This window comes from Arthrobacter sp. RIT-PI-e, assembly GCF_001187915.1.
Classification (GTDB): domain Bacteria; phylum Actinomycetota; class Actinomycetes; order Actinomycetales; family Micrococcaceae; genus Arthrobacter_D.
Genome location: NZ_LGIU01000033.1, coordinates 121,973 through 143,997, shown reverse-complemented (window position 1 = coordinate 143,997; position 22,025 = coordinate 121,973). Strand labels below are relative to the sequence as shown.

17 protein-coding genes and 1 tRNA gene are annotated in these 22,025 nt (G+C 69.5%); 13 read left to right on the top strand and 5 right to left on the bottom strand.

Features of this window, described 5'->3' with window-relative positions:
- Positions 1-27: 27 nt before the first annotated feature.
- A tRNA-Arg gene (locus tag AC792_RS02060) sits at positions 28-104 on the bottom strand.
- Positions 105-285: 181 nt separating this feature from the next.
- Between AC792_RS02060 and AC792_RS02055 the strand changes: the two genes are divergently transcribed.
- From AC792_RS02055 to AC792_RS02030, 6 genes are all read left to right on the top strand, one after another.
- Positions 286-1,827, top strand: a complete 1,542-nt coding sequence (locus tag AC792_RS02055) for an alanine/glycine:cation symporter family protein (RefSeq protein ID WP_235436304.1) — start codon at positions 286-288, stop codon at positions 1,825-1,827.
- Positions 1,828-1,962: 135 nt separating this feature from the next.
- Positions 1,963-4,419 (top strand): DNA helicase PcrA, encoded by a 2,457-nt coding sequence (pcrA, locus tag AC792_RS02050; protein WP_049828913.1) that lies wholly within the window; start codon positions 1,963-1,965, stop codon positions 4,417-4,419.
- A 177-nt stretch (positions 4,420-4,596) separates the two neighbouring features.
- Positions 4,597-5,763: an ADP-forming succinate--CoA ligase subunit beta gene (gene sucC / locus AC792_RS02045; RefSeq protein WP_049828912.1), complete on the top strand. Its 1,167-nt coding sequence runs from the start codon at positions 4,597-4,599 to the stop codon at positions 5,761-5,763.
- Positions 5,764-5,773: 10 nt separating this feature from the next.
- Positions 5,774-6,676: a succinate--CoA ligase subunit alpha gene (gene sucD, locus AC792_RS02040; RefSeq protein WP_049828911.1), complete on the top strand. Its 903-nt coding sequence runs from the start codon at positions 5,774-5,776 to the stop codon at positions 6,674-6,676.
- 232 nt (positions 6,677-6,908) lie between these two features.
- Positions 6,909-7,964, top strand: coding sequence for a zinc-dependent alcohol dehydrogenase family protein (locus AC792_RS02035; RefSeq protein ID WP_049828910.1), 1,056 nt, complete (start codon positions 6,909-6,911; stop codon positions 7,962-7,964).
- A 106-nt stretch (positions 7,965-8,070) separates the two neighbouring features.
- Entirely contained in the window at positions 8,071-8,565 is a 495-nt protein-coding gene (locus tag AC792_RS02030) for an SRPBCC family protein (RefSeq protein ID WP_049828909.1), read from the top strand.
- 79 nt (positions 8,566-8,644) lie between these two features.
- Here the strand turns inward: AC792_RS02030 and AC792_RS02025 are convergent, their stop codons facing one another.
- Positions 8,645-9,745, bottom strand: a complete 1,101-nt coding sequence (locus tag AC792_RS02025) for a VIT1/CCC1 transporter family protein (protein ID WP_049828908.1) — start codon at positions 9,743-9,745, stop codon at positions 8,645-8,647.
- A 310-nt stretch (positions 9,746-10,055) separates the two neighbouring features.
- Here AC792_RS02025 and AC792_RS02015 point away from each other — a divergent pair, with 310 nt between their 5' ends.
- Complete coding sequence (locus AC792_RS02015; protein ID WP_049828906.1) at positions 10,056-11,819, top strand: long-chain-fatty-acid--CoA ligase; 1,764 nt, start codon at positions 10,056-10,058, stop codon at positions 11,817-11,819.
- 226 nt (positions 11,820-12,045) lie between these two features.
- Positions 12,046-13,395, top strand: coding sequence for an AI-2E family transporter (locus AC792_RS02010; protein WP_082177276.1), 1,350 nt, complete (start codon positions 12,046-12,048; stop codon positions 13,393-13,395).
- Positions 13,396-13,466: 71 nt separating this feature from the next.
- Here the strand turns inward: AC792_RS02010 and AC792_RS02005 are convergent, their stop codons facing one another.
- A complete protein-coding gene (locus tag AC792_RS02005; RefSeq protein WP_082177287.1) occupies positions 13,467-14,936 on the bottom strand; it encodes a sodium:solute symporter in 1,470 nt (489 codons plus the stop codon).
- Positions 14,937-15,150: 214 nt separating this feature from the next.
- Here AC792_RS02005 and AC792_RS02000 point away from each other — a divergent pair, with 214 nt between their 5' ends.
- A complete protein-coding gene (locus AC792_RS02000; protein WP_049828904.1) occupies positions 15,151-15,729 on the top strand; it encodes a cupin domain-containing protein in 579 nt (192 codons plus the stop codon).
- Positions 15,730-15,735: 6 nt separating this feature from the next.
- Here AC792_RS02000 and AC792_RS01995 read toward each other — a convergent pair whose 3' ends face one another.
- A complete protein-coding gene (locus tag AC792_RS01995) occupies positions 15,736-17,544 on the bottom strand; it encodes an APC family permease (RefSeq protein WP_049828943.1) in 1,809 nt (602 codons plus the stop codon).
- A gap of 370 nt (positions 17,545-17,914) precedes the next feature.
- Here AC792_RS01995 and speB point away from each other — a divergent pair, with 370 nt between their 5' ends.
- The 3 genes from speB (at position 17,915) to AC792_RS01980 (ending at position 20,862) form a co-directional block, all read left to right on the top strand.
- A complete protein-coding gene (speB, locus tag AC792_RS01990; protein ID WP_082177275.1) occupies positions 17,915-18,904 on the top strand; it encodes an agmatinase in 990 nt (329 codons plus the stop codon).
- Positions 18,905-20,596 (top strand): thiamine pyrophosphate-binding protein, encoded by a 1,692-nt coding sequence (locus AC792_RS01985; RefSeq protein ID WP_049828903.1) that lies wholly within the window; start codon positions 18,905-18,907, stop codon positions 20,594-20,596.
- 62 nt (positions 20,597-20,658) lie between these two features.
- The gene (locus AC792_RS01980; protein WP_049828902.1) at positions 20,659-20,862 is read left to right on the top strand and encodes a DUF2945 domain-containing protein; all 204 of its coding nucleotides are present in this window, start codon (positions 20,659-20,661) and stop codon (positions 20,860-20,862) included.
- Positions 20,863-20,916: 54 nt separating this feature from the next.
- On the opposite strand, the gene AC792_RS01975 is transcribed toward AC792_RS01980, so the two are convergent.
- A complete protein-coding gene (locus AC792_RS01975) occupies positions 20,917-21,261 on the bottom strand; it encodes a DUF3140 domain-containing protein (RefSeq protein ID WP_082177274.1) in 345 nt (114 codons plus the stop codon).
- A gap of 134 nt (positions 21,262-21,395) precedes the next feature.
- On the opposite strand from AC792_RS01975, the gene AC792_RS01970 reads away from it, so the two are divergent.
- The gene (locus tag AC792_RS01970) at positions 21,396-21,932 is read left to right on the top strand and encodes a hypothetical protein (RefSeq protein ID WP_049828901.1); all 537 of its coding nucleotides are present in this window, start codon (positions 21,396-21,398) and stop codon (positions 21,930-21,932) included.
- Positions 21,933-22,025 lie beyond the last annotated feature (93 nt).

The following is a 22,025-nucleotide window of genomic DNA, read 5'->3' as shown; positions in this document are numbered from 1 at the left end:
TGCCGCGCGCATCGCTGCAGGACGCGATGGTGCCCCTGGCCGGAATCGAACCGACGACCTTCCCTTTAGGAGAGGGACGCTCTATCCTACTGAGCTACAGAGGCGTGGACCGGGCGGACCCGATCCAGCGATCCCAGCTTACCCGCTGACGGGGACCCTTCCGCATCCTCGGACGGCGAGACCCCGTTTCCAGCATGCGACATCTTGGCGTGCGGGCAGCCCGTGATTGCGCTCACAGCGGAAACAGGGTCTATTGGGGGGATGCATCTTCCCTCCGCAGTACCCATGGCAGCCATGAACGACGACGTCGGATGGCTGGCGACCATCGACGAGACGATCAACAATGCATTCGAGCGTCCCACGGAGATCTTCTCCGACATCGTCTTCTTCCCCATCACGATCGGGGACTTCGGTTTCCCGGCGGTGGTCGCCTGGCTCATCCTCGCGGGTCTGATCTTCACCGTCTACTTCGGGGTTCCCCAGCTCCGCGGTCTCAGGGTCGGGTACGAAGTGGTCCGCGGGCGGTACTCCTCCAAGGAGGATCCGGGTGAGGTGACGCATTTCCAGGCGCTTACCTCGGCGCTCTCCGGCACGGTGGGACTCGGCAACATCGCCGGTGTGGGCGCGGCGATGGCGCTCGGTGGTCCCGGAGCGACTTTCTGGATGATCTGCGCGGGTCTGATCGGGATGGCCACGAAGTTCGCCGAGTGCACGCTCGGGGTGAAGTACCGCGAGGTCCACGCCGACGGCTCGGTGAGCGGCGGACCCTTCAAGTACCTCCCGATCGCCTTCCGGAAGCTCGGCACAGTCCCGGGCAAGATCCTCACTGGGACCTTCGCCGTCGCGATCCTGATCTTCGGCGTGGCCGGCGGCAACATGTTCCAGGCCAACCAGACCTTCGCCCAGGTGCAGAACGTCACCGGTGGCGAGGAAGGTTTCCTCGGCAGTTCCGGGGCTGCTCTCGTCTTCGGCCTCGTCCTCGCGTTCTTCGTCGCCATCGTCATCCTCGGAGGCATCAAGTCCATCGGTGCCACCACCTCGCGGCTGGTGCCGGCCATGGGCGGCGTCTACGTCCTGGCCTGCCTGTCCGTCATCATCGCGAACCTCGAGCAGGTGCCCGGTGCGTTCGCGAGCATCATCGAGGGGGCCTTCAACCCGCAGGGCGTGGCGGGCGGGATCCTCGGCGTCATGATCGTCGGATTCCAGCGTGCGTCCTTCTCCAACGAGGCCGGCGTGGGGTCGGCGGCGATCGCCCACTCCGCGGTCAAGACCCGGCGCCCGGTCAGTGAGGGCTTCGTGGCCCTGTACGAGCCGCTCGTGGACACGGTGCTCATCTGCACCATGACGGCGCTCGCCATCGTCATCGCCGGGGCGCCCAGCCTCCAGGCGGGCATCGACCAGGTGCAGGCCGGTGGTGGCGCGCCGGACGGCGTGATCCTCACCTCCGACGCCTTCGCCACCGTGCTGCCGTGGTTCCCCATCGTGCTCGCGATCGCGGTGATCCTGTTCGCCTACTCCACCCTGATCACGTGGTCCTACTACGGGCTCAAGGCCTGGGAACACCTCTTCGGGCGCGGGAAGGTCTCCGAGGTCACCTACAAGATCGTGTTCCTGTTCTTCACGGTCGCCGGGTGCGTGCTGACCTTCAGCCAGGTCATCAGCTTCGCCGACGCCGCCCTGTTCGTCTGCGCCTTCATCAACCTGCTCGGCGTGTACTTCCTGCTCCCGGTCATCAAGAAGGAGATGCGCGAGTACCTCGCCGACCGCAGGAGCGGCAAGCTGCAGATCCTCGGCATCGACGAGGAGGAGATGCGGGCGGGGAAGTAGCCGCACCCCCCCTCCGCCCCCCCCGGTCGGACCCGTCGTCCGACGACCGCCCCTGCGGAATCATCCGCAGGGGCGGTCCTGTGTCCCGCGTGACCAACCCCGACTGTCCTGGCGACGGCCTAGACTTGACGCACCATGGACATGCTCTTCGACCCCTATGTCTCCCCGCCCACCGCAGCCGAGAAGAAACGTGCGCGCGAGGCGGCGACGGCGGCGGACACCGCCGCGCAGCAGGTCCCCACGCGGGCCGGCGTGGACGAGCACCGGGCACAGGAGCTGCTGGCAGGACTCAACCCGCAGCAGGAGGAGGCCGTCAAGCACGGTGGTTCGCCGCTGCTGATCGTCGCCGGTGCGGGGTCCGGCAAGACCCGCGTGCTCAGCCACCGGATCGCCCACCTGCTGGCCACCGGACGTTCGCACCCCGGGCAGATCCTGGCCATCACCTTCACCAACAAGGCCGCAGCCGAGATGCGCGAGCGCATCGAGGGCCTGATCGGGGAGGTGGCCAAGCGCATGTGGATCTCCACGTTCCACTCCTCCTGCGTGCGGATCCTGCGCAGGGAGGCCGCCTCCGTGGGCCTCAACTCGAACTTCTCGATCTACGACTCCGCGGACACCCTGCGCCTGATCACCCTGGTGGCCAAGGGCCTGGACCTCGATCCGAAGAAGTTCGCCCCGAAGGCCATCCAGCACAAGATCTCCGCACTGAAGAACGAGCTGATCGACGAGGAGTCCTTCGCCTCCACCGTGAACTCCACGGACCCCTTCGAGCAGGCCGTGGCCGAGGTGTACACCGGGTACGCGCAGCGGATGCGTCAGGCCAACGCCATGGACTTCGACGACCTGATCGCGCAGACGGTGTTCATGTTCCGGGCGTTCCCGGGTGTGGCCGACTACTACCGCAGGCGTTTCCGCCACGTCCTCGTGGACGAGTACCAGGACACCAACCACGCCCAGTACGCGCTGGTGCGGGAGATCGTCGGGGTACCGGGGGAGTCCACCGACGACCCCGCCGAACTGACGGTGGTGGGCGACTCGGACCAGTCCATCTACGCCTTCCGCGGTGCGGACGTCCGGAACATCGTGGAGTTCGAGAACGACTACCCGAGCGCACGCACCATCCTGCTGGAGCAGAACTACCGTTCCACCCAGAACATCCTCAGTGCGGCCAACGCCGTGATCTCCCGCAACCCCGACCGGCCGGAGAAACGTCTCTGGACGGCGGAGGGCAGCGGCGAGAAGATCATCGGGTACGTGGGGGAGAACGAGCACGAGGAGGCCCGCTTCATCTCGGAGGAGATCGACCGCCTCCAGGACGAGGACGGCATCCGACCCGGCGACGTCGCGATCTTCTACCGCACCAATGCGCAGTCACGCTCCATCGAGGAGATCCTGCTCCGGGTGGGCCTGCCCTACAAGGTGGTGGGCGGCACGAGGTTCTACGAGCGCAAGGAGATCAAGGACGCCCTGGCGTACCTGCGCGTCCTGGTCAACAAGGACGACGTCGTCAATCTCCGCCGGATCCTCAACGAACCTAAGCGCGGCATCGGCGACCGCGCCGAGTTCGCGGTGGCCGCCCTCGGCGAGCGCGAGCGGATCAGCTTCATGGAGGCGCTCCGCCGGGCCGACCACGCACCCGGGATGGCCACCCGGTCCGTCAAGGCGGTCACCGGGTTCGTGAAGCTCATCGACGACCTGTCCGAGGTGGCCGACGGCTCGGGTGCCTCGGCGGCCCTCGAGGCCGTGCTCGAGCAGACCGGGTACCTGGAGCAGCTGCGCACCAGCAGCGACCCCCAGGACGAGTCCCGGGTGGAGAACCTCGCCGAACTCGTGGCCGTGGTGCGCGAGTTCGAGCGGGACAACCCCGAGGGCACGCTCGGCGACTTCCTCGAGCAGGTGTCCCTGGTGGCGGACGCGGACCAGATCCCCGATGCGCCCGCGGGGTCCGCGGCGGAGGTGGAGCGTGCGGTGGAGGAAGCGCGCAAGCAGGGGGTGGTGACCCTCATGACCCTGCACACGGCGAAGGGCCTGGAGTTCCCGGTGGTCTTCCTCACCGGTATGGAGCAGGGCATCTTCCCGCATCAGCGCTCGGCCACCGATCCGAAGGAGCTCGCCGAGGAGCGCAGGCTCGCCTACGTGGGACTGACGCGGGCGCGACGTCGGCTCTACGTCACCCGCTCGGAGGTACGCAGCATGTGGGGCCAGAGCCAGTACAACCCGGCCAGCCAGTTCGTGGGGGAGATCCCCGAGGAGCTCATCCACTGGAAGCGGGAGGGGGCGGCGAAGCCGGCCTGGACCTCGACGGGCAGTATCGGCGGTCCCAAGTTCAGCGGTTCCTACTGGGGGGCCGGCGGTGGCGGGTTCTCCGGGGGATCCGCAGGTGGTGCGGCGTCCAGGAGCGTGGGCCGGGTGCAGCCCCAGAAGGAGGTGGTCTCGGTCTCCGCGGGTGACCGCGTCAACCACACGAGCTTCGGGAACGGCACGGTGCTGTCCGTGGAGGGTGCGGGGGACAAGACCGTGGCCAAGGTGCGGTTCGACATCGGCGAGAAGCGCCTGCTGCTCCGGTACGCGCCGCTGACCAAGGTGGCCTGAACGGCCCCGGCACGCGGACGGTCACGGGCCGAAACCACTCAACGAACGGGTGTCGTCTTCTACGTCCGATAGAACTGTGGGCTTACTCACTAAAGCGTTACTCTGGGCAGGGCCTGTGGGCCGAGGGGCTAAAGTTCCCTCTTGTAAACCGACTTCGACGCAGAAGGACTCTAGCCCGTGGACCTGTTCGAATATCAGGCGCGCGATCTCTTTGAGGCACACGGCGTTCCCGTGCTCGCCGGCATCGTGGCGCACACCCCAGAAGAAGCCAAGGCAGCAGCCGAGAAGATCGGCGGCGTCGTGGTCGTCAAGGCCCAGGTCAAGGTCGGCGGTCGCGGCAAGGCCGGTGGCGTCAAGGTCGCCAAGACCCCGGACGAGGCCTTCTCCTACGCCTCGGACATCCTCGGCATGGACATCAAGGGGCACACGGTGCACCGCGTGATGATCGCCCAGGGTGCGGACATCGCCGAAGAGTTCTACTTCTCTGTGCTGCTGGACCGGTCCAACCGCAACTATCTGGCCATGTGCTCGGTGGAGGGCGGCATGGAGATCGAGCAGCTCGCCGTCGAACGCCCCGACGCCCTGGCCCGCGTGTCCGTCGACGCCCTCGCCGGAATCGACCAGGCCAAGGCCGAGGAGATCGTGGACACCGCCGGGTTCGCCCCCGAGCTGCGCGAGGGCGTGGTCAACGCGATCCTCAAGCTGTGGGACGTCTTCGTGAAGGAGGACGCCACGCTCGTGGAGGTCAACCCGCTCGTGCGCAGCGGCAGCGGTGAGATCCTCGCCCTCGACGGCAAGGTCAGCATCGACGAGAACGCCGGGTTCCGCCAGCAGGGCCATGCCGCCCTCGAGGACAAGGATGCCGCCGATCCGCTCGAGGCCAAGGCCAAGGAGAACGACCTCAACTACGTCAAGCTCGACGGCGAAGTGGGCATCATCGGCAACGGTGCAGGGCTGGTCATGTCCACCCTCGACGTCGTCGCCTACGCCGGGGAGGCGCACGGGAACGTGCTGCCCGCCAACTTCCTGGACATCGGGGGTGGAGCGTCCGCCGAGGTCATGGCCGCCGGCCTCGACGTGATCCTCGGCGACAGCCAGGTCAAGAGCGTGTTCGTCAACGTCTTCGGTGGCATCACCGCGTGCGACGCCGTGGCCAACGGCATCGTCAAGGCCCTGGAGATCCTCGGCGACGAGGCCAACAAGCCGCTCGTGGTCCGCCTGGACGGCAACAACGTCGACGAGGGTCGCCGGATCCTCGCCGAGGCGAACCACCCGCTGGTCACCCTCGCCGACACCATGGACGAAGGCGCCGACAAGGCCGCCGCGCTGGCCTACGGAAAGTAAGGGAACACCCGTGTCTATCTACCTCAACAAGGACTCCAAGGTCATCGTGCAGGGCATCACCGGCGGTGAGGGCACCAAGCACACGGCCCTCATGCTGAAGGCCGGCACCCAGGTGGTCGGAGGTGTGAACGCCCGCAAGGCCGGCACCACCGTCACGCACGACGATGTCACGCTCCCCGTCTACGGTGCGGTCGCCGAGGCCATGCAGGAGACCGGCGCCGACGTCTCCATCGTCTTCGTCCCCCCGGCCTTCACGAAGGACGCCGTCGTGGAGGCCATCGAGGCCGGGATCGGCCTCGTCGTCGTCATCACCGAGGGCGTCCCCGTGCAGGACTCCGCCGAGTTCTGGGCTCTCGCGCAGTCCAGGGTGGACGCCGACGGCAAGCAGGTCACCCGGATCATCGGGCCGAACTGCCCCGGCATCATCACGCCCGGTGAGGCCCTTGTGGGCATCACGCCGGCGAACATCACCGGCAAGGGCGGGGTGGGCCTCGTCTCGAAGTCCGGCACCCTGACCTACCAGATGATGTACGAGCTGCGGGACCTCGGCTTCTCCACCGCGATCGGCATCGGCGGCGACCCGATCATCGGCACCACGCACATCGACGCCCTCGCGGCGTTCGAGGCGGACCCGGAGACCAAGGCGATCGTCATGATCGGTGAGATCGGCGGGGACGCCGAGGAGCGTGCCGCCGAGTTCATCAAGGCGAACGTGACCAAGCCCGTGGTCGGCTACGTGGCGGGCTTCACCGCCCCCGAGGGCAAGACCATGGGCCACGCCGGCGCCATCGTCTCGGGCTCGGCGGGTACCGCGCAGGCCAAGAAGGAGGCCCTCGAGGCCGCCGGCGTGAAGGTGGGCAAGACGCCGTCCGAGACCGCGACCCTCCTGCGCGAGGTCTACGCCGGCCTCTGATCCAGGGTTCCACCGGCACGGCCTCCCTCCGCACCCGCGGGGGGAGGCCGTCCTGCTGTCCGGGCCCCGACCTCCCGCCGGTGGTGCGGCCACCGGGGAGGGACACCGACCGGGCGCGGCGGCTGCCCCCGGTGGCGTACGGGCTGCGGGCCCGGCACGGGTGCCCGCGTCCCGCTTGTACAGTGGCGGGCGGGGGACCCATCGATTCTGCAGGCAAGTCTGAGGAGAGAACATGCGCGCCACCATCATCCACGGACCCGGGGACATCCGGATCGAGGAGCGGGAGTACCCCGCCATCCTGCGGCCGACCGACGCCGTCGTCCGCGTGAGTGCCTCCTGCGTCTGCGGGTCGGATCTCTGGCCCTACCGCGGGGTCCGGCCCACGAAGAAGCCGAAGGCCATCGGTCACGAGTTCGTGGGCGTGGTGGAGTCCGTGGGCGGTGACGTGGAGGACCTCGCCGTCGGGGACTTCGTGATCGCCCCGTTCGTGGTCAGCTGCGGCACCTGCCCGCAGTGCAGGAACGGGGTGACCGTGGCCTGCGACCACCTCGCGGGATGGGGCAGCACGGACGAGCACGGTGATGTCGTGCAGGGGGCGCAGGGCGAGGCCGTGCGCGTGCCGTACGCGGACGGGACGCTGCGCAAGGTGGAGGGCGTCTCGGACCCCGACGCCGCCCTGACGGCCAGTCTGCTGACCCTCTCCGACGTGATGTCCACGGGCCACCATGCCGCCGTGTCGGCGAACGTGGGTCCCGGGAGCACCGTGGTGGTGGTGGGCGACGGCGCCGTGGGCCTGTGCGGGGTGCTGGCGGCCAAGCGGCTCGGCGCCGAGCGCATCATCGCGATGTCCCGTCACGAGGACCGCCAGGCGCTGGCCCGCGAGTTCGGCGCCACGGACATCGTGGCGGAGCGCGGTGACGAGGGCGTGGAGAAGGTGCGCGAGCTGCTCGGCGGGGTGCTCGCCGACTCCGTCCTCGAGTGCGTGGGGACCAAGGAATCCATGGACCAGGCGCTGCGCAGCACCCGCCCGGGCGGCAACCTCGGGTTCGTCGGTGTGCCGGCGGGCGGGCCGGAACTACCCGTCGGTGTCCTGTTCGCCAAGAACATCACCGTGGGCGGCGGCATGGCCCCGGCCCACACCTACATCCCGGAACTGCTGAAGGACGTCCTCGACGGCACCATCGACCCCGGGAAGGTGTTCGACGTGACGATGCCCCTCGACGGCGTCGCCGATGCGTACCGGGCCATGGACGAGCGCCGCGCCATCAAGGTGCTGCTCAAGCCCTGACGCGCGACACCACCGACGACGGCGGGCACCTCCTCCGGGGGTACCCGCCGTCGTCCGCGGGGCCGGGAACCCGGGCGGCGGGCCGGGGCAACGGGCACAATGGGGCATGACACCTTCCGGATCGGCTTCCCCCTACCTCATCTCCCGGGAGCGGCTCATCGCAGCACCGCCCGAGCGGATCTTCGAGGTCCTCGCGCGGCCGGCCCTGCACAGCGTGATCGACGGTTCGGGGACGGTCAGGGGCGAGCAGCCGAATGGGCCGGAGCGGTTGTCCCTCGGTGCGAAGTTCGGCATGGAGATGACCATGGGTGCGCGCTACAAGATCCTCAACCGGGTGATCGAGTTCGAGGAGGGGCGCCGCATCGCCTGGCGCCACTTCTCCGCCCACGTCTGGCGCTACACACTGGAGCCGCAGGACGGCGGGACCCTGGTGCGGGAGGAGTGGGACGGGCGCGCCGTGCCGTGGCGGCTCGGCTTCCGGCTCGCCGGTTTCACCCGGCGGCACCCGGAGAGCATCGAGTCGACCCTCCGGCTGCTTGAGCAGCACGTCCTCGAGCAGTCCGACGGCGGTGGACCGGGCTCCGACCGACCAGGTACCTGACCAGCTGATCCGGCTGATCACCGGTCCGGCTCGGCAGCACCCGGCACCCCGGTGCCGAGCCCGCCACCGGGGGAGGAGGTCAGCCGACCGACACCCCGAACAGCAGTCCCAGCAGGTAGGTGATGCCGGCTGCGCCGAGCCCGATGGCCAGCTGACGCAGGGCCAGGCGCAGGGGCGAGGCCCCGGAGAGCAGGCCCACCACCGCACCCGTGGCCAGGAGGGCCAGGCCCACCAGCACACAGGAGACGACGACGGCGAGGGTACCCTCGAGGCCCAGCAGGTAGGGCAGCACCGGGATGACTGCCCCGGAGGAGAAGAAGCAGAAGCTGGACCACGCGGCTCCGAGGCCGGTGCCCACCGCCTCGTGCTCGTCGACCATCTCCGCCTCGTCCTCGGGCTGGAGAGAGAAGCTGGGGTCGCAGTTGCAGTCGAGCAGACCGAGCCGCTCGGCGGCGCGATGCTCGGCCGCCTCGGGGGTCATGCCCCTCGCCCGGTAGACGAGGACCAGCTCGTTCGCGTCGATGTCCAGTTCCTTGGCCGCCGTGAGGGTGATCTGCGTGGGCCGGGTGGCGGAGAGGAGCTCCCGCTGCGAGCGCACGGACACGTACTCGCCGGCGCCCATGGACAATGCCCCCGCCAGCAGGCCGGCGAGCCCGCTGACGAGGATGAACGAGGTGGAGACACCGGTGGCGCCGATACCCATGATCAGGGCCAGGTTGCTGACCAGGCCGTCGTTGGCGCCGAACACCGCGGCCCGGAAGTTGCCGGACAACCGGTTGCGCCCGCGGGTGGCGAGGCCACGCACCACTTCCTCGTGGATCTGCTCGTCGGCGACCATGGCCGCGGTGGCGGACGGATCCTTCGAGTACGGTGACCGGCTCTCCGCCCGCTGCGCGAGCGCCAGGATGAACACCGAGCCGAACCGGCGTGCCAGCAGCCCCAGGAGCCTGTTGCGGAACGAGGGTTGTACGGGACGTCCGACGTCCTCGCCCAGGAGCGCGAGCCAGTGCGCCTCGTGCCGGCCCTCCGCGTCGGCGAGGCCGAGGAGGATCTCGCGCTCCTCGCCGGTGCGGCGGCGGGCGAGGTAGCGGTACGTCGCGGCTTCCGAGCGCTCGTCGGCCAGGTACTGGCGCCAGCGTCTGATGTCGCCGGGGGAAGGTGGCGATGAGGGGGTGTGCATGGAATGCTCCGGTGGATCGGGTGCGCGCCCGCGATCGAGTCCGAAGCAGGAGCTTCGGCCGGATGCGGTGACGCAGGGTCGGCCGAAGGTCTCGCTCGCCGGTGGTACCGGTGGACTGCCGGGCATCGATGACGCCAGTATGTCGACAGGCCGCACGCCCGTGCAGGACGCGGAGCTACTCCCCTTCAGCGGACCAGTGTACCGGAGGGAGTTCCAGGCCATCGAATCCTCCCGGGCCGATCAGCGGATGCCGAGTACCGCGACCCCGCGGTGAGCGATACAGTTCTACCGGACAACAGGAAGCAGGCTGATGGATTTCTCGGACCGACCGTGGGTGAGCAGTTATGCACCCGACGTCCCCCGGGCCTTCGAGGTGCCCGCCGGTTCCCTGCCGGACCTCCTCGAGGACTCGGTGCGGACGTACCGACGGATGGTGGCCCTGGAGTTCTTCGGCGCGTCCACCACCTACGGTGATCTGGGGAGGGCGGTGGCGCAGTCCGCCGAAGGGCTGCGCTCGCTCGGCGTCACGGCCGGCGACCGCGTGGCGCTCGTGCTCCCGAACTGCCCGCAGCACGTGATCGCGTTCTATGCCGTCCTCCGGCTCGGGGCTGTGGTGGTGGAGCACAACCCGCTCTACACCGATCGCGAGCTCCGTCATCAGTTCGAGGACCACGGGGCCGAGGTGGCGATCGTGTGGGACAAGGTGGCGCCCCGGATCCAGCGCCTGCCCGAGGACATCCCGGTCACGTCGATCGTCGCCGTTGACCTCATCGGCGCCATGCCCCTCGGGCGGCGGATCGCCCGCCGGCTCCCGGTCCCGCGTGCCCGTGCCGCACGGAGGGCGCTGACCCCGGGGGGGCGGTCGACGGGGAGCCGGCGGACCCTGTCGTGGCGTGAGCTGCTGCGTCCCCGTCCCCTGTCACCCCGCCACGGGCGCCCCGCGCCCCCGGGCACGGCGGTGCCGCAGTACACCAGTGGGACCACCGGCGTGCCTCAGGGCGCCGTCCCCACGCACCGGAACCTGCTCGCCAACGCGGCGCAGGGCCGTGCCTGGGTGCCCGGCCTGGAGGCGGGACGCGAGACCGTCTACGCGGTGCTGCCCATGTTCCACGCCTACGGACTCACCCTGTGCCTCTCCTTCGCCATGAGCATCGGTGCCAAGCTCGTGCTCTTCCCCCGGTTCGACGTCGACCTGGTGCTGGACGCCATGCGGAAGAGCCCACCCACGTTCCTCCCGGCCGTGCCGCCCATCTACGAACGGCTCGCCGCAGGAGCGGCGAAGCGCGGGGTGGGGCTGCGGAGCATCCGGTTCGCGATCTCGGGAGCCATGAACCTCCCGCACTCCACCGTGGAGACGTGGGAGGCCGCCACGGGCGGCTACCTGATCGAGGGGTACGGGTTGACGGAGACCTCCCCCGTGGCGGCCGGCAATCCCATCGGGTCGACGCGCCGCCCCGGGACGGTGGGCGTGCCCTTCCCGGGCACCGACATCCGGATCGTGGACCCGGAGGACCCCACCACGGACCGCGGCCGGGGCGAGGCGGGGGAGCTGCTCATCCGCGGACCCCAGGTCTTCCAGGGCTACTGGCGGAAGCCGGACGAGACACGGGCGGCCCTGCTCGACGGCGGGTGGTTCCGCACGGGGGACATCGTGACCGCGGACGCGGAGTGCTTCCTCACCATCGTGGACCGTATCAAGGAGCTCATCATCACGGGTGGCTTCAATGTGGCACCCACCGAGGTGGAGGACGCCCTGCGGGCTCATCCCGACGTGGCGGATGCCGCCGTCGTCGGCCTCCCGGGAGCCGGGGGCGGCGAGGAGGTGACGGCCGTGGTGGTCCTCGCCGGGGGAGCGGTCCTGGACGCCGACGCGCTCCGCCTCCACTGCCGCGCGCGACTCGCCGCCTACAAGGTACCCCGCGCCATCACGCAGATCGACGAGCTCCCCCGGTCCCAGCTCGGCAAGGTCCTCCGCCGCGAGGTCAGGGAGCAGCTGCTCCTCGCGGGCGGGGACCGTTCCTCCCTGCCCGGGTCAGGGCAGAAGGCGGGTCGGGGGGATCCGCGACCGGTATGAGGTTCTCCGAAGGAGTCGTAGGACACGGTGTGCACCACCCGTAGCGGTGGGATAGGAACAGATCAGGCAGCGGGCATTCGGCCCCTGGACGAAAGAGGGCAGTATGACCGACCGGGGTACATCTCAGGAACAAGGACGCACCGCGGAGGCGGAGGGCCACCGGGGCGAGGGGCGACGTCGGCGAGCAGTGACAAACGCTGCACCCGGCAGCGAGGATGCAGGGGCGATGCCGGTGCACTCAGGTGGTGCGCCGGCACCGACGACGGACGCGGGGGCGCCGGATGGAACGCGGCGGCGCCGCTCGGTGTGGCAGGACAGCCTGGGCGCGGCGAGCATCCGTGCCGCACAGGTCCTGCTGCTCCTGGTCCTGGTGGTCATCGCCGCTTACGCGCTGACCCGGGTGACCCTGGTGGTCATCCCCCTTCTGCTGGCCCTCATCCTGGCCGCAGCGATCAGTCCCCTGGTGAACTGGCTGCGGAGGAAGGGGTGGCCCAGCGCGGGTGCCACGGCAGCGGCGTTCGTGCTCCTCCTGGTGGTCATCGGCGGAATCCTCACCGGGATCGTGTTCGCCATCATCGGGCAGGCTGGGGAGCTGGTGGACCAGGCGGAGCAGGGCTTCACCCAGGTCCAGGACTTCGTCCAGACCGGGCCCTTCCCCATCGACAACGAGCAGATCGACTCTGCCCGGGAGTCGTTGGTGCAGTTCGCCACGAGCAGCTCCGTGGGTGCGGGTGCGGTCTCCGGCCTCACCGCGGCCGGCAACTTCTTCGCCGGGGCGGCGCTCCTGGTGGTCATCCTGTTCTTCTTCCTCAAGGACGGCGACCGGATCTGGGCCTTCGTGCTGCGTGCCTTCCGGGGCAAGCGACTCGTGAAGGCGCGCCAGGTCGGCGAGAAGGGCCTCGCGGTGCTCGGCGGGTACGTGCGGGGGACGGCGATCATCGCCTTCGTCGACGCGTTCTTCATCGGACTGGCCCTGGTGATCCTGGGCATCCCGCTGGCCGTCCCGCTGGCCGCACTGATCTTCGTCGGCGCGTTCATCCCGATCGTGGGTGCCTCGCTCACCGCCATCCTGGCGGCACTGGTGGCGCTGGTGTCCAACGGCCTGACGGCGGCCCTGATCGTGGTCGCGGTGATCATCGTGGTCAACCAGCTCGAAGGCAACTTCCTGCAGCCGGTGGTCATGGGCCGTACGCTCCAGGTCCACGCGCTCGTGGTGCTACTCGCCCTGACCGCCGGGACCGTCCTGGCCGGGATCATCGGGGCCATCCTGTCCGTGCCCATCGCGGCGGTGACCTGGGCCGCCATCAAGGCCTGGAACCAGAAGGACGACGCCGACATCACCGAGGCGGACATCGACCTCGCCGAGCGGGAGACGGCGTTGGACGAGCAGGGGCACGGTGTGCACTCCCTGCCGCCCGCGGAGGCGGAGCGCCTGCTGTCCCTCGCCTCCGGCACCTCGGAGCGGGAGCGCCCGATGACGGCGTCCCGTGCCATCGAGACGGTGGGTCGCGGGCGCAACCGCCGCCGCAAGGACGGCGGTGCCTCGGCGACGGTGAAGTCCGAGGAGCAGGACTAGTTCGCACCGCCCGGGTGCGTCCTCCCCGAACGGGGGAGGACGCACCTGGGCGGACGGTCGGGACCTGCGGCTCAGTGTCCCGCGGTGCCGTGCTCGTCCCCGGGCACCTCTCCGGCCACGCGCCGGTCCCAGGCCGCCATCACCCGGGGGTCCGTCGGCCGGGTCGCGAGGGACACCGCGACGTACACGAGTGCCGACACCGCGAGGCCGTAGTAGATCGGGTCGTTGGCGTAGATGCCGTCATAGCGGACCTCCGCCGTGATCTCCAGATAGGTCATGACCCCGAGGGTCACGAGGGTACCCGCAGCCATCGAGGCTCCCGCGCCGACGCCGTTGCCGCGGCGCCAGGCGAGTCCGCCGAGGATCGCGACGAGCAGCCCGCCCACGAGGATGTCGTACGCGATGGTCAGCGCAGCGACCACGTCCTGCACCACCACGGCGAGGGCGATCGTGACGATCCCGAGGCCGAGGACCCACCAGCGGCTCGAGGCGACGTCGTGCTCCGCCGTCGCGTCCTCCCCGGTGGCGCCGCCGTCCGTCGCACCCCTGCCGGACCACCCGGCCACGAACGGCACGACGTCGGTCCGGGCCACCGTGGCGGCGGCGATCAGGGCGCCCGACGCCGTGGACATCATGGCCGCGACGGCCGCCGCGAGGACGAGCCCCCCGATGCCGATCGGCAGGACGTTCAGGGCCACGTCCGCGTAGACGTCGTCCCTGGACTCGATGGCGGGAAGGATCACGCTGGCGCTCATGCCGATGACGGCGCCGGCGATGCCGTAGAGGATGCAGTAGACACCCGCGGCCGAGCCGCCCCAGCGGGCCACCACCGGTGTCCTCGACGTGAACACGCGCTGCCAGATGTCCTGGCCGATCAGCAGCCCGAGCGTGTAGACCACGAAGTAGGTGATGATGCTCTGGGCGCCGATCCCGGTGATGCTGAAGAACTCGTCCCCCGCGCGGTCGGCGATGCCGGCGAACCCGCCCGCGGCCGCGAGCGAGAAGGGCAGCATGAGGGCGAAGACACCGATGGTCTTGATGACGAACTGCGCCATGTCCGCCAGCGTGATGGACCACACCCCGCCGATGGTCGAGTAGATCAGGACGATCACCCCGCCGACGGCGATGGACAGCGCACGGTCCCAGCCGAAGAGGACCACGAAGATCGTGGCGTAGGCGCCCGTCGACGTGGCGCAGAGCATGAGGGTGTACGCGAGCATCACGATGCCCGAGACGCGTGTGGCGCGGTGGCCGTAGCGCAGGGTGAGCATCTGCGAGACGGTGTAGATCTTCAGCCTCTGGATGGTGGGGGCGAAGAGCAGGCTCAGCAGCAGGACGCCCGTCCCGATGGCCACCACCAGCCACATGCCGGAGATGCCGTACTGGTAGCCGAGACCCACCCCGCCGACCGTGGAGGCCCCGCCGAGGACGACGGCGGCCATGGTGCCGGTGTAGAGGAACGGTCCGAGGCGCCGACCCGCCACGAGGTAGTCGCTGGCGTTGCGGGTGCGGGACTTGCCCCACCAGCCGAAGCCCAGCATGGCGACGAGGTAGATCGCGACGATGGCGATGTTGAGTGCTTGCACGGGAGTCCTTCGACGATCGACCGATTCGGATGCCTGCTGGGCAACCGTTGATGCCCAGTAAGCTACTGGTGACGCGAGTCACGCGTCAATCGTCGCAGGGTCGTGTGACACCACGATGAGCGCTGTATGACGGTTATGCTTCCTTGATCGCCCCGAGGAGAGGACCCGCATGAAGGCGCTGCCCGTCGAGCCCACCAATGCTCCCGTCGCCATCGGATCGCGTCTCCGGGCCGCGCGGCAGGGGCAGCGGATGACCATCGAGCAGGTCGCGGACGCCACCGGCCTCACCAAGGGCTTCCTCAGCCGCGTGGAGCGGGATCTGACCTCACCGTCGGTCGCCTCCCTCGTGACCCTCTGCCAGGTGCTGTCCATCTCGGTCGGTGACCTGTTCCTGGTGCCGGAGACCCACCTGACCAGGCTCGACGACGCCCCGCGCATCAGTCTCGGCGGCCAGGGCATCAACGAGCGCCTCATGACCGCGCGGTCCGAACGGCGGCTCCAGATGATCCGTGCCGTCGTCGAACCCCACGGCCGGGGTGAGGACGAGCTCTACTCGGTGGATTGCGAGGTGGAGACCCTGCACGTGGTCTCGGGGAGGTTCGTGCTCATCTTCCCCCATGACCGGTACGAGCTCGAGGCGGGCGACACCGTGACGTTCCCCGGCCGCGAACCCCACTCCTGGCTCAATCCGGGCGACGCCGAGGCCGTGGTTCTCTGGACCCTGGTGCCGGCGGCGTCCGGGAGGTAGCGGTTCTCAGCCGACATGCACCCAGGGCCGCCTGGTCACGTCCGCCTCGGCGCCGCGCAGCACCTCCCGGGTCACCGGGGCGATCTCGCCCTCGCCCGTGAAGAGGAACTTGAAGAGGTTCGCGACGGGATCGCCCTCCGTCCAGCGGAAGTAGACGTGCGGCATGAGGCCGGTGACGTCGCGGATGTGCAGCATGACCGCCGCGATCGTGTTCGGCACGTTCGAGCTGTGCACCTCGAGGATGCGGTACCCGTGGCGGACGACGCCGCGCACCCGTAGCTCCGTCTCGAAATCGGAGGAGTCGTCGACGGTCACCTCGATGAACAGGGGTCTGGACGCCACCGGGAAGTGCGAGACCGCGCAGGCGTGCTGGAGCTTGTGCCGGTAGGCCGCGCTGCTCAACCGCTTCGGCTCGTGCGCGATCAGGAGGATGTCGCCGTCGTCCTGCGCACTCACGAACGAGAGCGCCGCCTCGTCCATCCGGATGCTCGTGGCCCGCAGCTCGAAGGCACGGCGTGAGCGGGACACGAACGAGATCACGATGATCCCGAGGATGAAGAACAGGGCGATCTTCAGGCCGTCGGGCCGTTCGATCATGTTCACCGCCGTCGTCAGCACGAAGACCACCGTGGCGATGCCGAACCCCACGGTCAGTCCCCGCTGGTGCTTGCGGTGGGCGGACAGGGTCACGGCCACGGAGGCCGAGGTGATGAGGGCCAGGACGCCTGTGGCGTACGCGCCGCCCTGCGCTTCGACGTCGGCCCTGAAGAAGAACGTGACGACGATCGCGATGAGCGTGATCACCAGGACGAGGGGGCGGACGGCCTTGGCCCAGGCCGGCGCCATCCCGTAGCGCGGCAGGTAGCGCGGCACGAGGTTCAGCAGGCCGGTCATGGCGGACGCGCCCGCGAACCAGAGGATGCTGATCGTCGAGATGTCGTAGACGGTGCCGAAGCCGTCCCCGAGGTACAGGTGGGCGAGGTAGGCCAGGGCCCTGCCGTTCGCCGGACCGCCCTCCTCGAACGCCGCGGCCGGGATCAGCAGGGTCGTGACGAAGCTCGAGGCGATGAGGAAGCCGCTCATGACGAGCGCCGCGGACGTGAGGAGCTTGTGCGCGCCGGCGATCCGGCCGGCCGGGTTCTCCTCGGTGTCGCCGGGCCTGCCGTCGATCTGGGGCATCACCACCACCCCGGTCTCGAAGCCCGAGAGGCCGAGGGCCAGCCGCGGGAAGATGAGGACGGCCAGGCCGAGCATGACCAGCGGGTTGCCGTGCTGTGTGGTGAGGGCCGTCCACCAGTCGGTCACGACGCCGTCCAGCGCCATGATCCGGCCGACGGCGACGACCACGACCACCAGGTTGAGGACGAGGAACACCGCCACGATCGTGACGGCGATGCCGATGGCCTCGCGGAAGCCGCGGAGGAAGACGGCCGAGAGCAGCACGAGGAAGACCACGGTGATGAGGATCTCCTGCCCCTGCAGCCACGACGGCGCGAAGGGGTTCTCGACCAGGTGTGCGCTGGCGTCCGCCGCCGAGAGCGTCATGGTGATGAGGAAGCTGGTGGCGGCGAAACCGAGCAGGACGAGCACGAAGACCTTGCCGCGCCACTTCGGCAGCAGCTTCTCGAGCATCGCGATCGAGCCCTCCCCGCGGGGACTCTCCGATGCCACCCGCTTGTACACGGGCAGGGCGCCGAACAGGGTCACGGCCACGAGGACGAGGGTGGCCAGGGGTGACAGGACGCCCGCCGCAGCCGCCGCGATGGCCGGCTGGTACCCGAGGGTCGAGAAGTAGTCGACGCCGGTCAGGCACATCACCCTCCACCAGGGCTGCGTGCGCTCCGTCTCGGGCTGGTGCGCCGTGGGCTGGCTCGATTCGTTGAGGAGCCAGCGCCCGAGGCGCTTCCGGCCCTGATCGCGGGTCCGGGCAGGAGTCTGGAGGCGTACGAATGAACTCACCGCATCACGGTAGGCCCGCGGATGCGCTCCTCGGGGCGTCTTGATGGATCCTTAACGGGCCGGTCCAGGGGTGGAGCCGAGGGCGTACAGGTGCGGTCGACGCTGCGGATGATCACGGCTGCTCCTGATGGTTGACCGCCGGCGTACCCGGTAATAGCCTTTTGCAAAACCTTTGATGCATATCGGGCAACTCCGCACGGAGGTAGGCCCAGGACGGACGGACGCCATGGAAGAACTGCGCATCACCGGAGGCGGGCACCTCGGGCCGATCGACTCCTCCCGCATCCCCCGGTACGCGGGTGCGGCCACCTTCGCGCGGCTGCCCCGCCTGGACCAGGTGGACCGCGCGGACATCGCCGTCGTGGGTGTCCCCTTCGACTCGGGGGTGTCCTACCGCCCCGGAGCGCGCTTCGGCGGCAACCACATCCGCGAGGCGTCCCGCCTGCTCCGGCCCTACAACCCGGCACTGGAGGTCTCGCCGTTCGAGAGCGTCCAGGTGGCCGACGCCGGTGACATGGCCGTGAACCCGTTCGACATCGGTGAGGCCATCGCGACCGTGGAGCAGAACGCCCTGGAGCTCACCGCGGACGGTACCCGGCTGGTCACCCTCGGCGGCGACCACACGATCGCCCTGCCGCTCCTGCGGGCCGCCGCCGCCCGCGCGGGCTCCCCGCTCGCCCTGCTGCACTTCGACGCCCACCTGGACACCTGGGACACCTACTTCGGCGCCGAGTACACGCACGGCACCCCGTTCCGCCGGGCCGTGGAGGAGGGCATCCTCGACACCGAGGCCATCTCCCACGTGGGCACGCGGGGCCCGCTGTACGGGGTGCGGGACCTGGAGGACGACCGCCGCTTCGGGTTCGGGATCGTCACCTCCGCCGACGTCTACCGCCAGGGGGTCACCGAGGTGGTGGACCGCCTGCGGGCCAGGATCGGCGACCGCCCCCTCTACGTGTCGGTGGACATCGACGTGCTGGATCCCGCACACGCCCCGGGGACGGGCACCCCGGAGGCCGGGGGCATCACCAGCAGGGAACTGCTCGAGCTCCTGCGCGGCCTGCGCGGGCTGAATCTCGTGGGGGCCGACGTCGTAGAGGTGGCACCCGCCTACGACCACGCCGAGATCACCGGCGTCGCGGCCTCACACGTGGCCTACGACCTCGTCACGCTGCTCGCGGACACGATGACCGCCACCCCGGCCGGGACGGCCTAGATGGAGAGCATCGACGGCGCCGCCTCGGTACCCCCGGCGCCCGTCACCGGGGCCCGGAACGGCGGCGACCTGGTGGTCGAGACCCTGACGGCGCTTGGGGCCAGCACGGTGTTCGGCATTCCCGGTCAGCACGCACTCGGTCTGTTCGACGCCCTGTCGCGGTCCAGGCTCCGCTTCGTGTCCTCGCGCGTGGAGAACAACGCCGCGTTCGCCGCGGATGGCTTCTCGCGCGCCACCGGTGACGTCGGCGTCCTGTTCCTCTCCACCGGGCCGGGCGCGCTGACCGCGCTCGCCGGTCTGCAGGAGGCGTACGCCACCGGTGTGCCCATGGTCGTGGTCGCCAGCCAGATCCCGCTCGAGGGACTCGGTGCCCGGCGCAAGGGGATGCTGCACCAGCTCGACGACCAGAAGGCGTCCGCGGCGAACGTCACCAAGAGCCAGCGCCTCATCCAGCACGCCTCCGGCATCCCCTCCGCCATCCAGGACGCCTGGACGGAGGCGGTCTCCTCGCCCCAGGGGCCCGTGTGGGTCGAGGTCCCGCAGAACGTGCTCCTGGACCCGGTCCTGGTACCGCGGGTGGAGGACGCGCTCGCGGAACCGTTCGACAACCCGCCGCGGGTCGAACTGGTCCGGGAGGCCGTGGCCTGGCTCGAGGGCTCGAGGCGCCCTGCGATCGTGGCCGGCGGGGGGACCCGGCGGGGCGGTGCCGAGGCGGAGCTGCTCTCGATCGCCGAGAAACTGGGAGCACCCGTGGTGTGCTCGCCCGGCGGCAACGGTGCCTTCCCCTGGACCCACGAGCTCTCGCTGCAGTCCTGGGTGGAGGACCGCCACGTGAGCGAGGTGCTCGAGGACGCCGACGTGCTGCTGGTGGTGGGCTCCTCCCTCGGCGAGGTCACCTCCAACTACTTCACCCTGGAACCACGGGGCCGCATCATCCAGATCGACGCCGAACCCCGCGTGCTCGAGTCGAACCGCCCGGCACTCGGGATCCGGGCCGACGCCGGTCAGGCGCTGGCCGCCCTCGACGCCGCGCTGGCACCGCTCGCACGGGATCGCGAGGACGGCTACGACGCGGTGGCACTCGTGGCCGCGACGCTCGCGAGGGTCGGGGCGCGGCGCGATGCACAGGACCTCGGCCCGGAGCGCGCCCTCCTGGAGGCGATCCGTGACGCCGTACCGGATGACCTGCAGACCTTCTGGGACATGACGATCGCCGCCTACTGGGCCTGGAGCTGCTGGGACGCGCGCGAGGGCCGGTTCCACTCCGCCCAGGGTGCAGGCGGTCTGGGATTCGGGTTCCCGGGTGCCCTCGGGGGAGCCGTGGGCCTCGCCTCCCACGGTGCGCCCGCACGGGTGCTGGCCGTCTCGGGTGACGGATCGGCGATGTACTCGATCGCCGAGCTGGCCACGGCCCGGCAGCACGACGTCCCGGTGACCTGGCTGATCGTCGACGACGGCGGGTACGGGATCCTCCGCGAGTACATGGTGGGGGCGTTCGGGAAGGCGACGGCGACCGAGCTGGCCCGCCCGGACTTCGTGGCCCTCGCGGAATCGTTCGGCGTGCCGGCCCGTCGTGCGTCACCCGCCGACCTCGGCGAGGCCCTGGCCGAGAGCCTCGCGATGGAGGGTCCCAACGTGGTGGTGGTCCAGATGCTGGTCCGCCTGTTCGCCCCGACCCACCTCGATCGGTAGGCTTCCCTTTCCCCATGGCATCTGGGAGCCTCGGAGGAACCACCCCGTACGGAAGGAAGAGGATGTCGTTCAGCAAGGGAGACAAGGTCACCTGGAACACGCCGCAGGGCGAGACCGAGGGCAAGGTCGTGGAGAAGCACCAGAAGGAGTTCACCTTCGACGACCAGAAGTTCAACGCCTCGAAGGACGAGCCCTATTACACCGTGGAGAGCGCGAAGTCCGGCAAGCAGGCGGCCCACAAGGAGAGTGCGCTCTCCAAGAAGTAGCCGACCACACGACGGGGAGGGGATGCCTGCGGGCACCCTCCCCCGTCGAGGGTCCTACTTCAGCGGATCGTGCCCCCAGTTCATGAGCGAGTAGCGCCACTTCGAGGTCTCGACGTCCTCCTTGGGAGGTCCCTGGGCACTGTGCCGGTGCACGTACCCCACCACCTTGGTCATGTGCTGGACGTCGTCGTCCCCGAGGTCCCCCTTCCTGGACCGGAGGATCTTCACGATGTGCCTGCCCGAGGCGTGGCCCACGGATTCGCCGGAGCCGCCCTCCTTCTGGCCCACCGCCTTCGACTCGTCCGTCCCCAACCATGTCTCGAGCTCCGAGGCCGTCATGTTCACGGCCTCCTTCCACTCGGACCAGACGTCGTCGAGTGCGCTTGCGGTGTCGGCCACGGGGGCTCCTCTTCTAGCAGTTCTGTACGAATAATCACACCCGGAAGTATTTTTCGGGGTTGCAATAGCTTAATCCTAAGCAGGCTGATAGATGTAGAGGGTAGGCAGGACCAACGTTTAAGGAGTTCTACATCATGGCAGGAAACCTTTTGGCACGATCGGCCCACGACCTCGGCGCAGCAGCCTGGTTCGGAGGCACCTTGATGGGCGCTGTCGGTCTGAACGGCGCAACCGGCCAGGCCAAGGACCCCAAGGAGCGCACACGCCTCTCCGCCCTCGGCTGGGCCAAGTGGACCCCCGTGCAGATCGGCGCCTTCGCCGTCCACGGTCTCGGCGGCCTCGCCCTGATCGGTGCGAACAAGGGCCGCGTCGCGGCGCAGGACGGTGTCGGTTCCAACACCGTCTCGAAGACCGTCGTCACCGTCCTCGGCATGGCGCTCTCGCTGTACTCGGGGATCCTCGGTAAGAAGGTCGGCGAACTGGCCCACGAGGGCGGCGCAGGTGCAACCGAGCCCCGTCCCGGAGCCAGTGACGAACTGGCCAAGGCACAGCAGCAGCTCAAGATCACCCAGTGGCTCCTGCCCGTGGTCAGCGGCACCGTGATCGTCATGGGCGCGAAGCAGGGCGAGATGCAGCGCCCCAGCAACGTCAAGAAGGGCCTGCTCAAGTAGCGAGCAACCCCTCGGCCAGCCCCCGCAGCATCCGGTACGCCCGTTCCCACTCCGGTGGGACACGGGGGACGGGCTGCGGGGGTTTCGTCGTCC

What these genes read in the sequence shown, in the direction of transcription:
- AC792_RS02055 (WP_235436304.1), top strand. Translation starts at nt 286, where the DNA reads ATGGCAGCCATGAACGACGACGTCGGATGGCTGGCGACCATCGACGAG.
- pcrA (WP_049828913.1), top strand. Translation starts at nt 1,963, where the DNA reads ATGGACATGCTCTTCGACCCCTATGTCTCCCCGCCCACCGCAGCCGAG.
- AC792_RS02035 (WP_049828910.1), top strand. Translation starts at nt 6,909, where the DNA reads ATGCGCGCCACCATCATCCACGGACCCGGGGACATCCGGATCGAGGAG.
- AC792_RS02030 (WP_049828909.1), top strand. Translation starts at nt 8,071, where the DNA reads ATGACACCTTCCGGATCGGCTTCCCCCTACCTCATCTCCCGGGAGCGG.
- AC792_RS02025 (WP_049828908.1), bottom strand. Translation starts at nt 9,745, where the DNA reads ATGCACACCCCCTCATCGCCACCTTCCCCCGGCGACATCAGACGCTGG.
- AC792_RS02015 (WP_049828906.1), top strand. Translation starts at nt 10,056, where the DNA reads ATGGATTTCTCGGACCGACCGTGGGTGAGCAGTTATGCACCCGACGTC.
- AC792_RS02010 (WP_082177276.1), top strand. Translation starts at nt 12,046, where the DNA reads ATGCCGGTGCACTCAGGTGGTGCGCCGGCACCGACGACGGACGCGGGG.
- AC792_RS02005 (WP_082177287.1), bottom strand. Translation starts at nt 14,936, where the DNA reads ATGCTGGGCTTCGGCTGGTGGGGCAAGTCCCGCACCCGCAACGCCAGC.
- AC792_RS02000 (WP_049828904.1), top strand. Translation starts at nt 15,151, where the DNA reads ATGAAGGCGCTGCCCGTCGAGCCCACCAATGCTCCCGTCGCCATCGGA.
- AC792_RS01995 (WP_049828943.1), bottom strand. Translation starts at nt 17,544, where the DNA reads ATGTGCCTGACCGGCGTCGACTACTTCTCGACCCTCGGGTACCAGCCG.
- speB (WP_082177275.1), top strand. Translation starts at nt 17,915, where the DNA reads ATGGAAGAACTGCGCATCACCGGAGGCGGGCACCTCGGGCCGATCGAC.
- AC792_RS01985 (WP_049828903.1), top strand. Translation starts at nt 18,905, where the DNA reads ATGGAGAGCATCGACGGCGCCGCCTCGGTACCCCCGGCGCCCGTCACC.
- AC792_RS01980 (WP_049828902.1), top strand. Translation starts at nt 20,659, where the DNA reads ATGTCGTTCAGCAAGGGAGACAAGGTCACCTGGAACACGCCGCAGGGC.
- AC792_RS01970 (WP_049828901.1), top strand. Translation starts at nt 21,396, where the DNA reads ATGGCAGGAAACCTTTTGGCACGATCGGCCCACGACCTCGGCGCAGCA.